Here is a 15,744-nt window from a genome sequence, read left to right as displayed (position 1 = left end):
TGTGAAAGAGTTGGAAAACCTTGGCCGATAGATTGAGGTTGAGGCCCATTGTGGGCCCTCATATAAAGGGAAGTTGATTCTCAGCGTTTTCTGTTACTGAGTTTCTGCTCCCTTTGAATACGTCTATAAATTTCTTCGCGGTGAACTGCTAGGGATTTGGGGGCATGGATCCCGATCTTTACCTGGTTGCCCTTAACCTCCAGTACTTTGAGTGAGATATCTGTTCCAATTCTTAGGTTTTCACCAGTCCGACGCTTCAAGATCAACATATTTTTTCCTACTGAATTTCAAGCTATTTTTTTGGCTCCGAAACCGGAAGGCTTAGAAAGTTGTGATTGCAGGAAAGGCAGGGGGGAGCGCGAGAACGGTAAGCATAAAAGAAGAAAAGGCGGGCACTACGCTCCCAGAGCTTGGGAAATCGCTCCAAACTACTGGATCTTCTCGACTTTATTGAACACGAGCGGGTTTCTAGCGTACTATGCATATAGCCAGTGCGTCCTGAGTATTTTTTTTTATTTATTTTTTTTTTATAAATAAAAAATACGTGCTATCCAGGAGATGGAGGTCGGCCCTCCGTTATCGCTTTGCAGGAAGTGGTAACAAACCGCCTCAAGGTGATCGGAGTAAAGAGCTTTGGTTAGAAGCGCTTGAGGAAAAGGCGTACGAGATACGTCAGGTATGTTGTGTAGAGACGAATGCAAATGAACCACTGATGAGGTGTCGAAAGCGTATTACCAAGATGATGTCAAAACCCGTGCACTGGCTAAGTGCGGGGATAAGCATGGAGGTTACCTGTTTACCGACCGAGTGGCATCCGGCATAGAGGTGGCGTGAACACACAACAGGCTTTTGGGTGGAACAGGAGAACCTGTCGTCCAGGTGTTAAGGAAGAGCGTCAAGTAGAGGCCCTACAAGATGTTGAGTACCAAGACTGGTCACAGGGGCGGAACAACCCGTAGTAGTGGAGAAGCGGCTGTAATGGACGTGGAGCGAAGGGGTTGTCGTATTCGGCGACTAACCGTGTAATCAACCCAGATGGGGAGGAATTAACGATTAGCGCAAAGCCATTCAATATTCCAAAGCGAGCGGTTTGGGAAGCGTGGAAGCAGATCAAGGCTAATGGCGGCGGAGCGGGGATTGATGAGATAACGATAGAGCAATACGAATCGAGTCTCGTCAAAAACCTTTACAAGCTATGGAATCGGATGTCATCTGGCAGCTATTTTCCATCAGCCGTCAAACGAGTGGATATTCCGAAACTCGATGGCAGCCTGCGACCATTGGGTATCCCCACAATCGAAGATCGCATTGCACAAATGGTGGCTAAGCAACTGCTGGAGCCAGAATTGGAGAAGGTGTTTCACCCTGACTCCTACGGCTATCGGCCAGGCAAATCTGCTATAGACGCAGTGCGTCGAGCTCGACAACGATGCTGGGATAGAATCTGGGTAGTTGATTTAGATATCAAAGGTTTCTTTGACAATATTAATCACGAACTTCTGCTGAGGGCATTAGATAAACATAATAATCATCGGTGGGTACAGACTCTATGTACAGCGCTGGTTAACGGCTCCAGTACAACATCGGGACGGACAGCTTGAAGAGCGAACACAAGGTACCCCACAAGGGGGTGTAATCAGCCCGCTACTGGCAAACTTGTTTTTGCACTACACGCTGGACGCCTGGATGGTGAGAACGCACAGAGATATTCCTTTTGAGCGTTACGCGGATGATGCTGTTTACCATTGTCGTAATCCTCGAGAGGCGGATCGCTTACTGGCGGCTCTAAAAGCACGCCTGGCTACCTGCGGGCTTGAGGCTCATCCAGAGAAAACGCGCAAGGTCTATTGCAAGAACAGTAATCGTAAAGACTCCCACCCAGTTATCCACTTTGACTTTCTGGGGTTTCGATTTGGTCCCAGAAAAGCAAGGAATCGCCAAGGACAGATCTTCACCGCATTTAGTCCTTCAATGAGCCCTAAAGCTTTCAAGAGGATCAAGGATAAGGTTAGGCAGTGGCGTGTGATTAACTGGGTGGATCGATCACTATCTGAAATGGCAAAGGTACTTAATCCCGCAATACAGGGTTGGCTGAACTATTACGGTCACTTTGGGCGGAGATATGGTGTTTATCGGCTACAGAAGTATCTTGATCAAACGCTGATGCGTTGGGCTAGGAAGAAGTTTAAGCATCTAAAGCGAAGCTGTTTCAAGAGTTGGGCCTTTATTGGAAAGGTTCGTCAACAAATGCGCGGCTTGTTTGCACACTGGAGAATGGGAAGATTGAAAATGTGCTGAATACGAAGAGCCGTATGAATTGAGAGGTTCACGTACGGTTCTGTGAGAGGTCGAAGGGGAAGTTCCTTTGGTCTACTCGACCTTTGATAGTGTGATTATCAACTTGGTTAGCTGGCCCCTGGTGTTGGTAGCACCTTGGGTCAGCGCCTTTTACTTACTTTTACGTCACGCTACCGTTCTCCTTTGAGAAATGAGTCTTGGATTTGTTTGAATCAACGACCCTTAAAAAACTGCTGGGTAAGACTCTAATTCCGATAAATATTCGTCAATTTTACGCAGCTTTGACACTAAAACAAACTTAATAAAATCCAATAAGATCATTTTAGTGCCTATATTTTTTGTTTCTTTGAAGGGGCTGCAATTGGCTGTTGTATTTCAGGGGGGGTAACGCTGCTTGCCACTCTCTATATCGCGAGTTTTAAAAATAATATTACTATTCAGGCTAAGGTAAGTTCGAGATGAAAATACCTCTAGAGGTTCTAGTCTCTCCAAATTTGGGAATGTAGTGTTAAAGGGAGTAAATTATACGTATTAAAGCTACAATTCGGTTGCTACTTTAATAATTGCCATTTTGGTAAAATTGTATCTCTTAAGGAGGGGTAAGATAATTATTAACCTATAATATTATTCAATCTCTTGCCCACAAATATGGGTGTCAATATCTAGTGCTAGATTAAGCCCACTTAGCCTGCTCAATGTTTCTAAATCCAAGTGTATACCCGCATTGGCACTTATATATTGATGCTTGCAAACTGAAATATATGCCTTTGTTTTTTTTGTAAGCTCCCGGATAGAATCAGCTTCCTTTTCTAGTTCTTTTAATAATTCCAGTAGTTTCTCTTCTAGTCCATAAGCTTCGTTCATATTTGGTTCATAGGAAATCCGTGTGAAGTTATATTTTAATTTTTTATTTCTTTGCAAGTCACCTTTTGACCAGCCGGATAAGTTATCATAAGGAAGTATACTTGATAGATCTTCATAGCTGAGTGTTTCGGTTGCTGCTGTTAAATAGACACGATGCCCAGATTCTACCCATATCCATTTGATGTTTGGAATGCTTGATTTGGCAACATTTACTACGAGAAAAAAACGTTCATTCTTAATGTGGAAATACACAGCCACAGTGTCTTCATAGTGATTTAAATTCACTCGCGCTACTTTGGGATAGCCATTTTCAAGTTCGATTTCCATAACCTGCAAGTGCTGCATTGTTAGTTCAAATGTAGGTTTGTTAAGTTCTTGAGTAGCTGCTGAAACATACGGCTGCGGATCGGTCATTTTGTATTCAATGATAGGTGTCAGAAAAATAGAGTGGGCAGTAGTGTCAATAAAGGATGACAATCCTACTGCCCGATCACTAGTTATTTATACTTCAATAATCAGCACTAATCCAAACATTTTCAAAGTCGGTATAACCATAGATGGTAATATACCAAGTGCCCGATTGAGGAGCGTTCAAATCTATGGATTCATAGTTGCCCCAGTTTTCAGAAGCGTAGTCGGCATTTGATTCAGTGGCGGGTTCACCGTGCTTGATGTAGAGATCTGCATCACCAACGGAGTTGAATAGAGCTGCGCCCGTAGCTACAGAAAGCTGGGTCGCTCCTTCAGGAACTTCAATCTTAAACTCGAATTGATCTCCTGCATGGCCATTCAGGTCAGAGATAACCTCGCCGGGGATTAAAAATTCATCAGTAGATGATTCAGTAAAAGAGCCGACCAGGGATACTTGATCGAAGTCTGTATAGCCGTGGAGCATGACATGCCAGATTCCGGGAGTTGGGTTTGCTATAGCAACGGACTCCTCATTGCCACCTAAATAGGGCCGATAATCATAGACCGATTCAGTTGGTCTGCTAGCAAAACGAATATAGAGATCCGCATCGCCACTACCACCGGTTATCTCAAATGAAAGGTCGCTGGCATTTTCCGGTACTGTGATGGTGTAGAACAACGACTCTCCTGCACTGGCATTAAGACCGCTGACAGGTTTCTGATTAACCAGAATATTGTCGGACTGATCAGCCAGGGTTACCGTTGCCGTTAAATCTACACCCTCGAAGGAGCGTTCGATAGGAGACAGTAATATGTACCAGCGGCCGGTTTCCGGCGAAGTGATCTCAATATCTTCAATATTACCGCTATTTTCAGAACTGAAGTCAAAATCGGCTGGGGTAGGTTGGCGATTATAGGCCACGTACATATTCATTTCACCGCCCAGTTCATCGCCTGAATTGTCAGTAATAACTGTCAGGGTTTGAGCATTTTCGGGCACGTCAATATGGAATACTTTTTCGCCTTTGCTACTTAAGTTCTCTCGCGTTTTTGATGGGAGGAGAGTTAGCTCTGCCTCCTCATCACAAACTAATGAAATACCCCCTTTAGCGGGGCTGAAGCTAATGCTCCCTTCATTAAGATAAGAATCAATTAATTCAAGCGCTTCGCAGGAGTAGACATCGAGGAGATTGTCCGTAACATCAATATCAGTTAAGAAATGTCGATCCATTACCCACTCGAATTGCGCAGTATCCAAGTAGTTGCCGGCAATATTTAACGTTTCTAGACGTTTAGGTAATTCGGGTAACTCTGTGAGGTTTTCATTAACAGCGGTTAAGTGCTTTAAGTATCGGAATACGTGAATACCTTGCAGTGACTGGATTTCCCCGTTGCCAGGAGTGCGAATTTCTTCAATGCTTGCTGCTTCCAGGCTGTCAATTTCACCATCGTTGTTTGTGTCGAAATAGGACGTCAAATATGACTTGAATGCAGGGTCAGGAATATTAATATTGATCGTGCCATAGTGCGATGCTGCTGCAACCTGATCACCGCCGCCCAAGTCGATACGCTGGGCCATTATACGGCTGAAGTGCTCATAACCCGATTTAGGGATAATAGTCTCTTGCCCATTAACCGAAAATGCACGTGATGGATAGTGCATTACAGACAGGAAGTCATAGTTACTGTAGTTGTGGGTTTGCCGTATATCAAAATTGTGGACATACTCGGGTTTAATATTATCCTCAATGATTTCGACATATTCATCACGATCAGATCGCTGATGTTCATGCCTCATACCAATAACATGACCCAATTCATGGACAATAATGTACTTGGTATCCCAGTTGTTCATGCTGAAGAATTGCCCGCCGCCAGTCTTTCCAACCATGGAGCGGTTTTCAGTTCCGTTTCTTACGTGAACGTAGTCAGATTGATCAGTGCGTCTTAAAAATTGTAAGTCTGCAATTTCTTCCCAGACTTTGGTGGCGTCGATAAAACGCTGTTGATTTTCTTCAGTGACACTATCGTAAAAGTCGTAATATATGATTCCATCAGGCCACTTATTCGCTGATATTTCAACAGCGGACATAATGCTAACTTGACCGGAATCCTCTTGAACTGGCTCCAGCATATCTCCGGTCAGCTGGTATAGCTTGCCATCAATAATGACTTGGCTCGATTTGGGTTGCTCTTCCAATTGAGCAAACTCATTGCCGGTGTAGCTTGGTATCGTTATATCTACAGCCTGGCTGTATGCCATTGCAGACTGAAAAGTTAAAGTTAGGGTTGCTGAAATTCCCAGTGTGGTACTGGTAAATAGTTTCATTTTCATGTTCCTGCTTTGAAAATGTTTTTAAAGTTTTGCCAAACTTTTATCCATAAATAGTCGAGTAGGAGGCATGTCTGATTAACTCTGGCAACAAGTTAAATCAGGATGAATATGCCGCCGCGCGGGAGAATACCGATGTTTGGATTTGAGGTCGATAGGTGGTTTTAAGTTGATTCAGAATGCGAGATTTGATTCGTGGCATTTCTGGAAGGGCGAACTCACGAACGAGATAAAATGTAGAGGATGACTATCAATTTTCGAGTGTATATCTTGGTGTTATTAGCAATACTTGTGTTCTGAATATTAGGGATCACCCAGGTGCTTTGTTAGCTGGGTAAATAGTGCCAGATTCAAATCCACTTGCTCTAAACTACGAATATCTTCGAGACAATTTCATATGAATGAGTGGGGTCGTATCCAGTTTGAGGATATACGGCCACCTCAAGCAGTCGTACAAACCCCTCAAATTGAACAACAAATGGCCTGGAAGGCAGTAGGGTACCCTGTTAGCCTCTCTTGCAAGCTAGATAGGAAGGAGCGGGCCTATGCAGGAGTCGGATGTTGCCAATCGGCTAATCGATGCGGCGCGAGAGTGCTTTTTGAACGATGAGTACCACCGGGTCACAACTCGCCAGATCGCTGCTAAGGCTGGAGTGGCGGTATCGATGATTCGATATTACTTCGGTAGCAAGGATGGCCTCTATGAAGATATGATCCGCCAAACCCTTCTGCCATTGATCGAGGCCGTAGAGCAACTCAGCCTTGATGGCGATTGGGATTTTGGAGATTTCTTTGCCCTTTACTACTCCACCATGCAAGAGAATCCCAAGTTTCCGGCTCTGATCCTGAAAGTCATGGCCCTTAATCAAGGCCCGGGGAAAAATGTGATCCGTCAGCTCCTGGAGCGGGGGCGCCAAAGAGGTTCTCGGCGGTTAGCTGAAATTAAAGGTGAAGAAGCCGAATCTGAAGACCCCAAGTATGATTTGCTCAGGATTTCATTTGTCAGTTTGGCTATGTTGCCGATGTTGGCCAAACCCGTCCTGGAAGAGCAGATGGGGCACGTTATGGACCCCGATTTCTTAAAACAGCTTGCAGAGTTTAATGGCCGACTTCTGAAGTCAGGTTTGCAAAGCTTATAACGATATGGCCTCAGCAAGTTGAGGCCGGTCCCTTATATCTATTTTTAATCAGATGTTATTTCTGAGGAGTTCTTATGCCCCAGTCGATGCAAAGAAATAGGGCCGTAAATTGGGTCTTTCAACGCGCTTCTAATATGATTAATAGTATTTGTAATATTCCTAATGCTCTGATGCCGCCTCCATTTCGAGTAATGCAAATTGGATCGCTATTTTGGCAGTCTAGATGTCTGTATACGGCTGTCCGATTAAATATAGCTGATCATATTAACGGTGAAGTCGTTCCCGTAGAAAAACTGGCAAATGATTGTAATGCAGATAAAGAGCATCTATATCGATTGATGAGGATGTTGTGTGCAATGGGGATTTTTAAGGAGGTAAAAGCAAGGCACTTTTCACATAATCGAAACTCTGAAGTGTTGCGCAGTGATGCCAGCAACAGCGTAAGAAGCATGGTGCTTATGCATAACTCCCCTGAGTTCAGTAAGCCTTGGTTTAATGGGTTTGAAGACCATATTAAAGATGGGAGTGTGCCTTTTGAAGGTGTTTATGATCAGGAAATGTTTGATTATATGAATGATCATCAATCTGTTAGCACGCTGTTTTCGGACGCTATGGATACCGTTGATAATCTTACCGGGCTACAGTATTTACAAGATTTTGATTGGAGCAGGTTTGATAGAATTATTGACTTGGGTGGGGCAAAAGGCAGCAAAAGTGCGAGTGTCCTCTCTTCATATAAAAACATAACGGCGATGGTGGTCGACAGGAATAATGTTGAGGGGACGGCAAGAGAGTACTGGAAAAACTCACTGAGTGATTCAGTTGAAGAGCGATTGGACTTCTTCCCAGCAGATATTATTAACGATAGGCTGCCGGTAGCTAATAGTGATAAGGATATCTACTTGTGTACGGCCGTTTTCCACTTGCTGAATGACAGTAAGGCAAAGCGACTCCTCAATAATATTTACTCTGCCATGCAAGGGCAAAATGCTACGCTCGCCATTGTTGACGCAGTATTACCTGAGAAGGGCGCAGACCTTAATTTGGCTGCCATGGACATGCAGATGTTGATGGGAACTCGTGGGCGGGAGCGAACGTTGAGTGAATGGAATCAACTGTTTGGTGATAGTCCTTTCTACTTGGTGGAGACAGTCTCCGTGCGTACCTTTGCAAAACTGATGGTGTTGAAAAAGAGAAAGGGTTAGGTGCTAAGCAGTAAGTGGGTGTCAACAAGCGCAATGTTATTAATCGTGAAAATGAAAAAACATTGCGCTTATTGTATTGGTGGCACGAATAGTCTGCTTATCAACTATAGATACGCCAGCAAGCCAATATCCGTAGTAGCTTAAAGTGCAGTATCACCTGTATTGGTTTTATATACGCCTATATTTACCTATAGCCTCTTTCTGCTAGTCGACTAAGGTTTCGGCCTTTGGTGTCTCAGTGGATATTACAGAATTACTTAGGGGGCTCTGAGCCAATATATTTGAAATTACTGGATCTTAGCTATGTATCTAGTGTCCCGTCTAATAGGCAGCTTGCTAGTTTTATCGGTTATTTATGTGGGGTATGTTTGGGCTGATCTTGAGGATCGAGAGCTAGTTGCTGGGGTTACTTATGATATTCCAGGGTTGGCGTATAGAGAACCCTCTTCTGGCGCTATAGAAGGCTTTGAGCCTGACCTGGTCAGGGCAATTGGGGAGAAGTTATTTGGCGGCCCTGGCTATATAAGGCTAACCCGTGTGCTGGATGAGGATCGTATAAAGGCACTTGAAGACGGAAGAGTGGATATGGTGGTATCCCAGTTTACCATCACTCCAGAGCGCGAAGAAAAAGTGGACTTTTCGATTCCTTATTACGTCACTGGGGAGGGTTTATTGGTCCATAAAGATAGCGATATTGAGAGCTTTATCGATCTGGAGGGTAAGATAATTGCTGTTACTAAAGGCTCACTTTCCCTAAAAAGAATGCGTGCTGTCCTGCCGTCATTGGAGGGGGCAAGATTGGTTGTAGCGCCCACAAGCTCAGCGACCTTAGAGGCTGTTCAAAGCGGAAATGCTGATGCTGCCTCCAATGACATTATTAACCTGGTACTTTTGCGTAAGGCATCAGCCTATCCGACTTTATATCGTCTGGTGAATATTAGTGGAGACTTCCCGCCAAAGCCCTTTGGTATCGGTGTTAAGAAAGGGAATAAGGAACTGCTCGAACGACTAAATGCCGCTCTAGAGAGCTTAAAGGAGAGTGGGGAGATCAATAGAATGCTGGATAAGGCCGTTTCCAGTGTGGGGTCAGAGAATGACCCTGATGATACCTTCAGCGGCTCACAGTAGAGTAGTCGCAGAACTATCCGTACAGATAAAGTCTAATTAGGGGCGATATGACTACTAAATCCTCCAGTGCCTTCTTTTCTTTGCTTTTCAGCTCAGTCCTTTTCTTGGCTATTACTTACAACAATTATCTACTGGGGAATTCCCCGATGCAGGCTACCCATTCGATCTTGGTGGAAACGGATGCACATGAAGGGCTTGTTTATGTACCCTCCCAGAAACGTCTCTACTTCACCAGTGTTCCAGATTTAGAGATTGAGAATCCACAGATAGCGATCCGTTACTACGACTTTATTACTGGCGAAGTTGTAACCTGGAAACACCGAAGCAATATGGCAAACAGCATGTGGCTTAGCAATGACGGTGAACATTTACTGGTTGCAGAGCAGGGGAAAGGAGCAACCCCGGGCGCTATCAGCCGCAGAAGCCTTTCAGGCGGGCAACGAGAAGTGCTAGTAGATGCCTATAAAGGTAAGCCATTTAATTCACCCAATAAAGTTGTACAGTCACCCTCTGGCTGGATCTACTTCACCGATCCAGATTATGGCTACAACCAAGGCTTCAAGCCTGAGCCAATGTTAACGCCAGCTGTCTATGCTTTTGATCCTTCAACAAAAAAGTTAATTCGCTTGTCAGCGGAGTACATGATGCCTCATGGGTTGGCAATCTCCCCAATAGGCAACCAAATCTATATTGGTGATACTGCAGCTATCGATGGAAAGAATCCTTACAACCCCAAAAAAACAAAAGACATTTATGTAAGCGCTTTGCCATCCCCGGAAAAATTGGAAGAGAAGCAATGGGTGTTGTCGGTACCAGTAGGGATTCCTGATGGTTTTATTGTTACTGGCCCCAAAAATGATCTGTGGGTGGCGGCAGGTGACGGACTGCGACACTATCGAGAGAACGGCTCCCTGGTTAATCTTTACCCTGTTCCCGGCGGTGTATATAGCGTAGCAACTGACGGTAAAGCAATTTACTCATCAAGTAATACCGCTATATGGAAGACAATTCCCCGAGGGGAAGAGGGGGGATAGTTCCTCTTACTTTTGGAGTGTTATTACCTGTTCGATCTGTCTAGCTACGGCAAGTAGTGCCAAATCCGCTCCAGGTAACCCATCTATCTCCAGGCCCACCGGTAATCCATTGGTACCAGGCCCGATGGGGATGCTGATGCTTGGGGCACCGGTAACTGGTGCGGAGACATTGTTGTATATCAGTGTGTCCAGGGTGGGGAGTGTCTGTCCATTTAGCTCCAGTTGGTATGAGGATGTTTCCAGGGGTTGCGCTTCGATTGGCGCAGTTGGAAATACGATCGCGTCCAGTTGATGCTGCTGGATGATCTTCGAATAGCTGTCGCGCACAGCAGGTAACTTCTTTAAGGCCGCTTGATAGGCTGAGTCTGGCGGTGACTTAGGCCCGAGCACTGATTCCTGATAGACCGCTTTCACATCCTCACTCTTGATCATTGCTACCAAACCCTCTAGTTGAGTTTGTGGTTGATAATTCGCCAGGAAATGCCCCATGGCTGTCCGCATCTGATGAAACCCGATGGGAAATCCGATTTCGAGAGCGGCGCTGACTATTGGCGAAAGGTCTACTTCTACCAGGTCTACTCCGGCATCAATAAGGGTACTTATTAGAGCCCTGAAAGACTGGCTTACTCCAGGTGAGAGGTTGTCAAATAGAGGATGGGCTAGCCCCAAGCGCAACTGATTGATTGGCTTGCATTGGGGTACGGAGACCCCTGTCATCACTTCAAACAGATAGATGGTATCTTCGACACTAACAGCCATAGGGCCGATTGTGTCAAATGCAGGCACAGAGGGTACGACTCCGTGGCTGCGAAGGCTGCCAGTTGAAGGGCGAAAGCCAACAATACCAGTTAACGCCGCCGGTAATCTGACGGAGCCGGCGGTATCGGTGCCGAGGCCAGCGGGCACAATCCCCGCAGCTACAGCAACAGCGGTGCCCCCCGATGAACCGCCGGGGAAGCAAGCGATGTCCCACGGATTCCTTACGGCACCAAATGCAGCGTTATTGGAGGTTACGCCAAAGGCAAGTTCATGTAGATTGGTCTTCCCAACCACTATGGCCCCACATCCCTCGAGTCGCTCAACCACTGGGGCAGAGGACTCCGGCAGAAAGTTCATGCCAAGGGTCCCAGCAGTGGTATGCATACCCTTTACATTGATGTTGTCTTTAACAACGATGGGGATACCGGCAAGGGGCCTACGGTGGCTACCGGAGGCCAATTCCCTGTCAATGCATTTGGCTTTTTGAAGGGCGCTATGCCGATCGAGGCAGATAAAAGCATTGAGTTCGGAATGAGCAACTGCATTGTCACAAGCTTCTTCAATCAGTGATACTGCGCTAATCTTTCTTGCGAGCACTATCTCCACAAGCTCATGAAGGGAAGTCGTCATAGTTTGCTTACTAGCTTCTGATTGTACTTGGGATCTTAGATCATAGAGAGGAAGAAAGTGGGACGATAAGAATGATATTGGCTAATTTGATAGCACTAGCCTTGATCTCACCGAGGTGTATCTGATGGTGAGGAGTGAGCAGCGCGTTTCTGACCGTTGAAAATATGAGGGTTATGGGTTTTGAAAGTTGATGTATTACTGTTTGATCTCGGCGGCGTACTAATAGAGCTAAAAGGCCGTCCATTACCAACCGGTAAAGCGCCTGTGACTGATGTTATTATCTCCGGTCCGGTAAGGCAGTTTGAGAGAGGAGAAATCACCACAGAAGAATTTGCAAACGCTTTAAAGTCTCAATTGGAAATAGAGGAATCGATAGAGACGATAATCGATCATTTCACAAACTGGCCTACGGGATTCTATCCAGGAGCAATTGAATTACTCAGTTCTCTAGAGAAAAATTACAGAGTGGCCGCATTGACAAATACCAATGAACTTCACTGGCCACGCATCACTCATGAATTTAATGCACATAACTATTTGGGCCCAATATTCGCTTCCCACCTTATAGGTATGGCAAAGCCCGATGAAGCATTTTTCAAGCACGCGCTTGAGCAGCTGGAAGTTGAAGCCAGTAGTGTTGTCTACATGGATGATATCCCTAGAAATGTAGAGGTGGCGAATAAGGTGGGTATGAATGCGTTTCATACCAAGGGCTTTGATTCGGTGTTGGAGGTTCTAGAGCGTATTAATATTCAAGAGAAGAGCTACAAAAATTAAGATAGATGGGGAGTCTAACTGACCACCTTGAGAGGATAATTTTCTAATTTCTGAAATCTATTCATCCTCCCCAGCAACATACCCTCAAGATGATTGCTGCTATCTAAATTAGCATTTTCAGGGGGCACTCATGATTCGGCTTACTCAATTATCGGGGCAAGCAATATGATTTATGCCAGTTAGTAAGCGCCAGCTTGGTTAAATATGATCATGGTGAGTGTTATTTCTGAGTTAGGCTGAAATTTTGTGGGAAACACCCTGAAATCATTGGGTTACGTGAGCAGGGCGAAATTGAGATAGTAGTCATAGTGATCGTTTTTGTAGTTTGTTCGATCGTGCCATTTTAATATAACCACTTGATTTTCTATGGGAAACTGTAGTGGTGGCGGTAGATTGATTATGAGATAGTAGTCAATATAATAGTGATCAGAATGATTACTATATAGCTGTTAGAAGTACGAAGGAGAATTCGTGGGGCATCATATAGAAGCAATTGTAGCCAAAGGCGATATCGATGCAGAGCTACTAAGGAAATTCGAGTTGCCGTGTGTCAACCATGAGGGGTTCTCGATCGTAGGTCTAAATGCAGGGCATTCAGATCATTGGGCAGAAAAACTGTTAATATCAAATGAAAGTAATGGGAAAATTGTTTTAAACTGCCCTGTTACCCATTATTTTGCTAAAGAGCTGGGCTTAAAGAGGTATGCAATTATTTTTACCGACTACTTTGGTGGTATCGGTAAGCAATACGCTGCGGTGTATTCTGATAGTAAAGTTGTAATGGAAGAAACTGAAGGCGGTATTAACCAAGCATTAAGAAATATTGGTGTATTCAAGAAAAGAGATCTAGACGAGTTTGATACGATCTGTCTTGGTCGCTACAGGTCATTTGATGAGCACTTTGCACAATACTTCTAACAAGTTTGTCAAACACCGCTACACACCTTCGGTGCTCCGCTGGACTCGCTCTTGCGTCGCTCGCCGTTTACAAAAGCGTTAGGGCAATTGGTAGATGAACGTATTTAAGAGGTTAGAAGAGCTCAGTAATGATGGTAGCTTCTACCTGAAGGCCTTTGATTTGAGTTTTCAACCATTTGAAGTAGAAAGTGATCTTTCTATCTTTAGTGCTCTAGCTACTGAGCTTGAAACCGAACATGCAGGTTATGAAACTCTGCTACTTGATGTGAATTGGCGTTCGCACTTAATTGCATGTATGTGCCTCATTGTCTCGGAGAATAAGTCGCACCTGGAAGAGCTAAAGAACCGCTTCAAAAATGGTAGTATGGTTAGCCCACAAATTGCTGTTGCAATGGCTCGCCTTCATTTCAGGGAAATGATGGACTTTTTTCCCAGCTATATAAATGGCGGGCATGGGCCGGAGTCTTCTACCCAGATAGGGGCGGCACTAGTACTCTTGCAATCGATGTTCGTGCGTGAATTCACGTTTCCAAAATCACAGCTGAACATCGAGCGTTTCTACTTAGGGCTGTCGGTTGCACAGCATCATTCTGGGTTTTGGCTTAAGCATAGAGGCAGTGCCCGGGGTTAGCCCTAACAAAGCGCTGCAAGGCGACGTCTTACTTTGTGCACTTTATGCGCAGTCGCTTTGCTCCTATTTTCGCGCATAAAGCGCCCAAAGTAAGCCGCCTCTGAGCGCGGCGCTAAGTTTTATACACAAGTTTTTTCAGTTTTATTATAAAAATCAATGAGTTACAGTTTGTACGTTATAGGGGCTACAAATTTGGCTGGATAATTATGCAGGACTGGGTCAGGGACGAAGTGAAAAATCAGGTTATGGGTGATACACGATTGAATAAGCGCTTGTCCAATATTCTCAGTAATTTAAGTTCCGACCCAAAGGGTAGCATTCCCTGTGCAAACAAGTCTTGGGCAGAAACCTTTGCAGCCTATCGATTTATCGAAAATGATAAAGTCAGCTTTGACTCCATTATGAGTGGCCATAAATCAGCCACTCTTGAAAGAATCAAGGTTCAACCAGTTGTTCTTATCCCTCAGGATACCACTTTCCTAAATTTTGCTACCGATTTAGAAAGCAAAGAAATGGGAACACTCCGACGCAAAGAGACTAATCAGCAGCTCCTACATACGTCTATCGCTATAACACCATCCAGAGATAATCTGGGTATTATTGAGGGTAGCATGTGGCAGCGAGATAAAGAATCTAGTGCTAATTCTCGCTATACCAAGTCGATACAAGATAAAGAGAGTCGACGCTGGTTAGACCATTATGAATCAGCTTGTGAGATACAAGAGCGCTGCCCTGAAACCACGATTGTGAGCATCGCGGATAGAGAGGGGGATATTCATGAGTGGTTTCAATTAGCTGAAGATCAAAATGAACAGCGGCGTGCAAGCTATATTATTCGAGCCAAGGCTAATCGTAGTTTAGAGATCGAAGGAGAAGATACGACTTTACTTTGGGACTATATGACCAAGCAGAAGTCCATCGGGAAATACTCAGTAGGTATCCCCAAAAGGAATGGACAGCCAGAAAGGGAAGCTAAGGTCAGTGTATCCATTGCAGAAGTAAGATTGCAGGGAAAAGGAAAATCAAAACGACCTCTTTCTCTCTACGCAGTCTTTGCTAAGGAATTAAGCCCACCAGAAGGGGAAAAAGGTATTGAATGGATGCTGCTGACCGATCTTGCAGTTGAGGACTTTAAGCAAGCGAGGATCATTATTGAGTGGTATCGAAGTCGATGGGAAATTGAAACCTATTTCCGAGTGGTGAAAGGCGGATGCCAGATAGAAAGTAATCGCTTTAGAACCGAGCAGCGAATGCTGAACTGTATTGCAATCTATATGATTATTGGGTGGCGTCTACACTCCATGACAACACGGGCACGAACGCTTCCTGATACGTCGTGTACGAAAGTCTACTCTGAAAAAGAGTGGCGTATGATATGGATAATGCAAGCTAAAACCTCCCCACCAAATGAAGCTCCAAGTATGAGAGATATAACTCGTATGTTGGCAGGACTTGGAGGCTTTCTGGGGCGGAGCGGCGATGGTGAGCCTGGAGTTAAAACCGTTTGGCAGGGGTACACTAAACTTCTCCATTATATGGAGGCAGCAGAGGCTTTAAATGAACTTAAATGATGTGTATAAAACACAGGCGCGGCGTTACCTGTCTAGGAGAAAATAAC

14 protein-coding genes are annotated in these 15,744 nt (G+C 44.8%); 10 read left to right on the top strand and 4 right to left on the bottom strand.

Annotated features, from left to right (window positions below; translation table 11 throughout):
- Positions 1-80: 80 nt before the first annotated feature.
- On the bottom strand, positions 81-269 hold the full coding sequence (gene csrA / locus ACJJIS_RS12505; RefSeq protein WP_108732829.1) for a carbon storage regulator CsrA: 189 nt from the start codon (positions 267-269) through the stop codon (positions 81-83).
- A 729-nt stretch (positions 270-998) separates the two neighbouring features.
- Here csrA and ACJJIS_RS12500 point away from each other — a divergent pair.
- Together ACJJIS_RS12500 and ACJJIS_RS12495 are read left to right on the top strand one after the other, a co-directional pair.
- Complete coding sequence (locus ACJJIS_RS12500; RefSeq protein ID WP_475708253.1) at positions 999-1,601, top strand: reverse transcriptase domain-containing protein; 603 nt, start codon at positions 999-1,001, stop codon at positions 1,599-1,601.
- Positions 1,516-2,298, top strand: a complete 783-nt coding sequence (locus tag ACJJIS_RS12495) for a reverse transcriptase domain-containing protein (RefSeq protein WP_475710356.1) — start codon at positions 1,516-1,518, stop codon at positions 2,296-2,298. Before ACJJIS_RS12500 ends, ACJJIS_RS12495 begins: the two co-directional genes overlap by 86 nt.
- Positions 2,299-2,922: 624 nt before the next feature.
- On the opposite strand, the gene ACJJIS_RS12490 is transcribed toward ACJJIS_RS12495, so the two are convergent.
- Together ACJJIS_RS12490 and ACJJIS_RS12485 are read right to left on the bottom strand one after the other, a co-directional pair.
- Positions 2,923-3,576, bottom strand: a complete 654-nt coding sequence (locus ACJJIS_RS12490) for a DUF4279 domain-containing protein (RefSeq protein ID WP_475708252.1) — start codon at positions 3,574-3,576, stop codon at positions 2,923-2,925.
- A 94-nt stretch (positions 3,577-3,670) separates the two neighbouring features.
- A complete protein-coding gene (locus ACJJIS_RS12485; RefSeq protein WP_475708251.1) occupies positions 3,671-5,902 on the bottom strand; it encodes a pre-peptidase C-terminal domain-containing protein in 2,232 nt (743 codons plus the stop codon).
- Between the two features lie 548 nt (positions 5,903-6,450).
- On the opposite strand from ACJJIS_RS12485, the gene ACJJIS_RS12480 reads away from it, so the two are divergent.
- The 4 genes from ACJJIS_RS12480 to ACJJIS_RS12465 all read left to right on the top strand — a co-directional run bounded on the left by ACJJIS_RS12480 (position 6,451) and on the right by ACJJIS_RS12465 (position 10,411).
- Complete coding sequence (locus ACJJIS_RS12480) at positions 6,451-7,044, top strand: TetR/AcrR family transcriptional regulator (RefSeq protein WP_444894188.1); 594 nt, start codon at positions 6,451-6,453, stop codon at positions 7,042-7,044.
- A gap of 74 nt (positions 7,045-7,118) precedes the next feature.
- Positions 7,119-8,249 carry a methyltransferase gene (locus tag ACJJIS_RS12475; RefSeq protein WP_475708250.1) on the top strand — a complete coding sequence of 377 codons (1,131 nt, stop codon included), beginning with the start codon at positions 7,119-7,121 and terminating at the stop codon, positions 8,247-8,249.
- 303 nt (positions 8,250-8,552) lie between these two features.
- On the top strand, positions 8,553-9,377 hold the full coding sequence (locus tag ACJJIS_RS12470) for a transporter substrate-binding domain-containing protein (RefSeq protein ID WP_282933242.1): 825 nt from the start codon (positions 8,553-8,555) through the stop codon (positions 9,375-9,377).
- Between the two features lie 47 nt (positions 9,378-9,424).
- The gene (locus ACJJIS_RS12465) at positions 9,425-10,411 is read left to right on the top strand and encodes an SMP-30/gluconolactonase/LRE family protein (RefSeq protein WP_475708249.1); all 987 of its coding nucleotides are present in this window, start codon (positions 9,425-9,427) and stop codon (positions 10,409-10,411) included.
- Between the two features lie 6 nt (positions 10,412-10,417).
- On the opposite strand, the gene ACJJIS_RS12460 is transcribed toward ACJJIS_RS12465, so the two are convergent.
- Positions 10,418-11,800 carry an amidase family protein gene (locus ACJJIS_RS12460; RefSeq protein WP_475708248.1) on the bottom strand — a complete coding sequence of 461 codons (1,383 nt, stop codon included), beginning with the start codon at positions 11,798-11,800 and terminating at the stop codon, positions 10,418-10,420.
- Between the two features lie 180 nt (positions 11,801-11,980).
- Here ACJJIS_RS12460 and ACJJIS_RS12455 point away from each other — a divergent pair, with 180 nt between their 5' ends.
- The 4 genes from ACJJIS_RS12455 to ACJJIS_RS12440 all read left to right on the top strand — a co-directional run bounded on the left by ACJJIS_RS12455 (position 11,981) and on the right by ACJJIS_RS12440 (position 15,697).
- Complete coding sequence (locus ACJJIS_RS12455; RefSeq protein WP_475708247.1) at positions 11,981-12,577, top strand: HAD family hydrolase; 597 nt, start codon at positions 11,981-11,983, stop codon at positions 12,575-12,577.
- 471 nt (positions 12,578-13,048) lie between these two features.
- Complete coding sequence (locus ACJJIS_RS12450) at positions 13,049-13,495, top strand: hypothetical protein (protein WP_445356283.1); 447 nt, start codon at positions 13,049-13,051, stop codon at positions 13,493-13,495.
- A gap of 94 nt (positions 13,496-13,589) precedes the next feature.
- Positions 13,590-14,126, top strand: coding sequence for a hypothetical protein (locus ACJJIS_RS12445; RefSeq protein WP_252082835.1), 537 nt, complete (start codon positions 13,590-13,592; stop codon positions 14,124-14,126).
- Between the two features lie 206 nt (positions 14,127-14,332).
- Positions 14,333-15,697: an IS4 family transposase gene (locus ACJJIS_RS12440; RefSeq protein WP_445359869.1), complete on the top strand. Its 1,365-nt coding sequence runs from the start codon at positions 14,333-14,335 to the stop codon at positions 15,695-15,697.
- The last annotated feature ends 47 nt before the right edge of the window (positions 15,698-15,744 follow it).

The organism is Microbulbifer maximicatervae (SeqCode), assembly GCF_056231245.1.
This window is presented reverse-complemented; position numbering and strand designations above follow the sequence as displayed.

Bases quoted from the DNA above. Each gene is read 5' to 3' on its own strand.
- csrA (WP_108732829.1), bottom strand. From the start codon at position 269: ATGTTGATCTTGAAGCGTCGGACTGGTGAAAACCTAAGAATTGGAACA.
- ACJJIS_RS12490 (WP_475708252.1), bottom strand. From the start codon at position 3,576: ATGACCGATCCGCAGCCGTATGTTTCAGCAGCTACTCAAGAACTTAAC.
- ACJJIS_RS12485 (WP_475708251.1), bottom strand. From the start codon at position 5,902: ATGAAACTATTTACCAGTACCACACTGGGAATTTCAGCAACCCTAACT.
- ACJJIS_RS12480 (WP_444894188.1), top strand. From the start codon at position 6,451: ATGCAGGAGTCGGATGTTGCCAATCGGCTAATCGATGCGGCGCGAGAG.
- ACJJIS_RS12475 (WP_475708250.1), top strand. From the start codon at position 7,119: ATGCCCCAGTCGATGCAAAGAAATAGGGCCGTAAATTGGGTCTTTCAA.
- ACJJIS_RS12470 (WP_282933242.1), top strand. From the start codon at position 8,553: ATGTATCTAGTGTCCCGTCTAATAGGCAGCTTGCTAGTTTTATCGGTT.
- ACJJIS_RS12465 (WP_475708249.1), top strand. From the start codon at position 9,425: ATGACTACTAAATCCTCCAGTGCCTTCTTTTCTTTGCTTTTCAGCTCA.
- ACJJIS_RS12460 (WP_475708248.1), bottom strand. From the start codon at position 11,800: ATGACGACTTCCCTTCATGAGCTTGTGGAGATAGTGCTCGCAAGAAAG.
- ACJJIS_RS12445 (WP_252082835.1), top strand. From the start codon at position 13,590: ATGAACGTATTTAAGAGGTTAGAAGAGCTCAGTAATGATGGTAGCTTC.
- ACJJIS_RS12440 (WP_445359869.1), top strand. From the start codon at position 14,333: ATGCAGGACTGGGTCAGGGACGAAGTGAAAAATCAGGTTATGGGTGAT.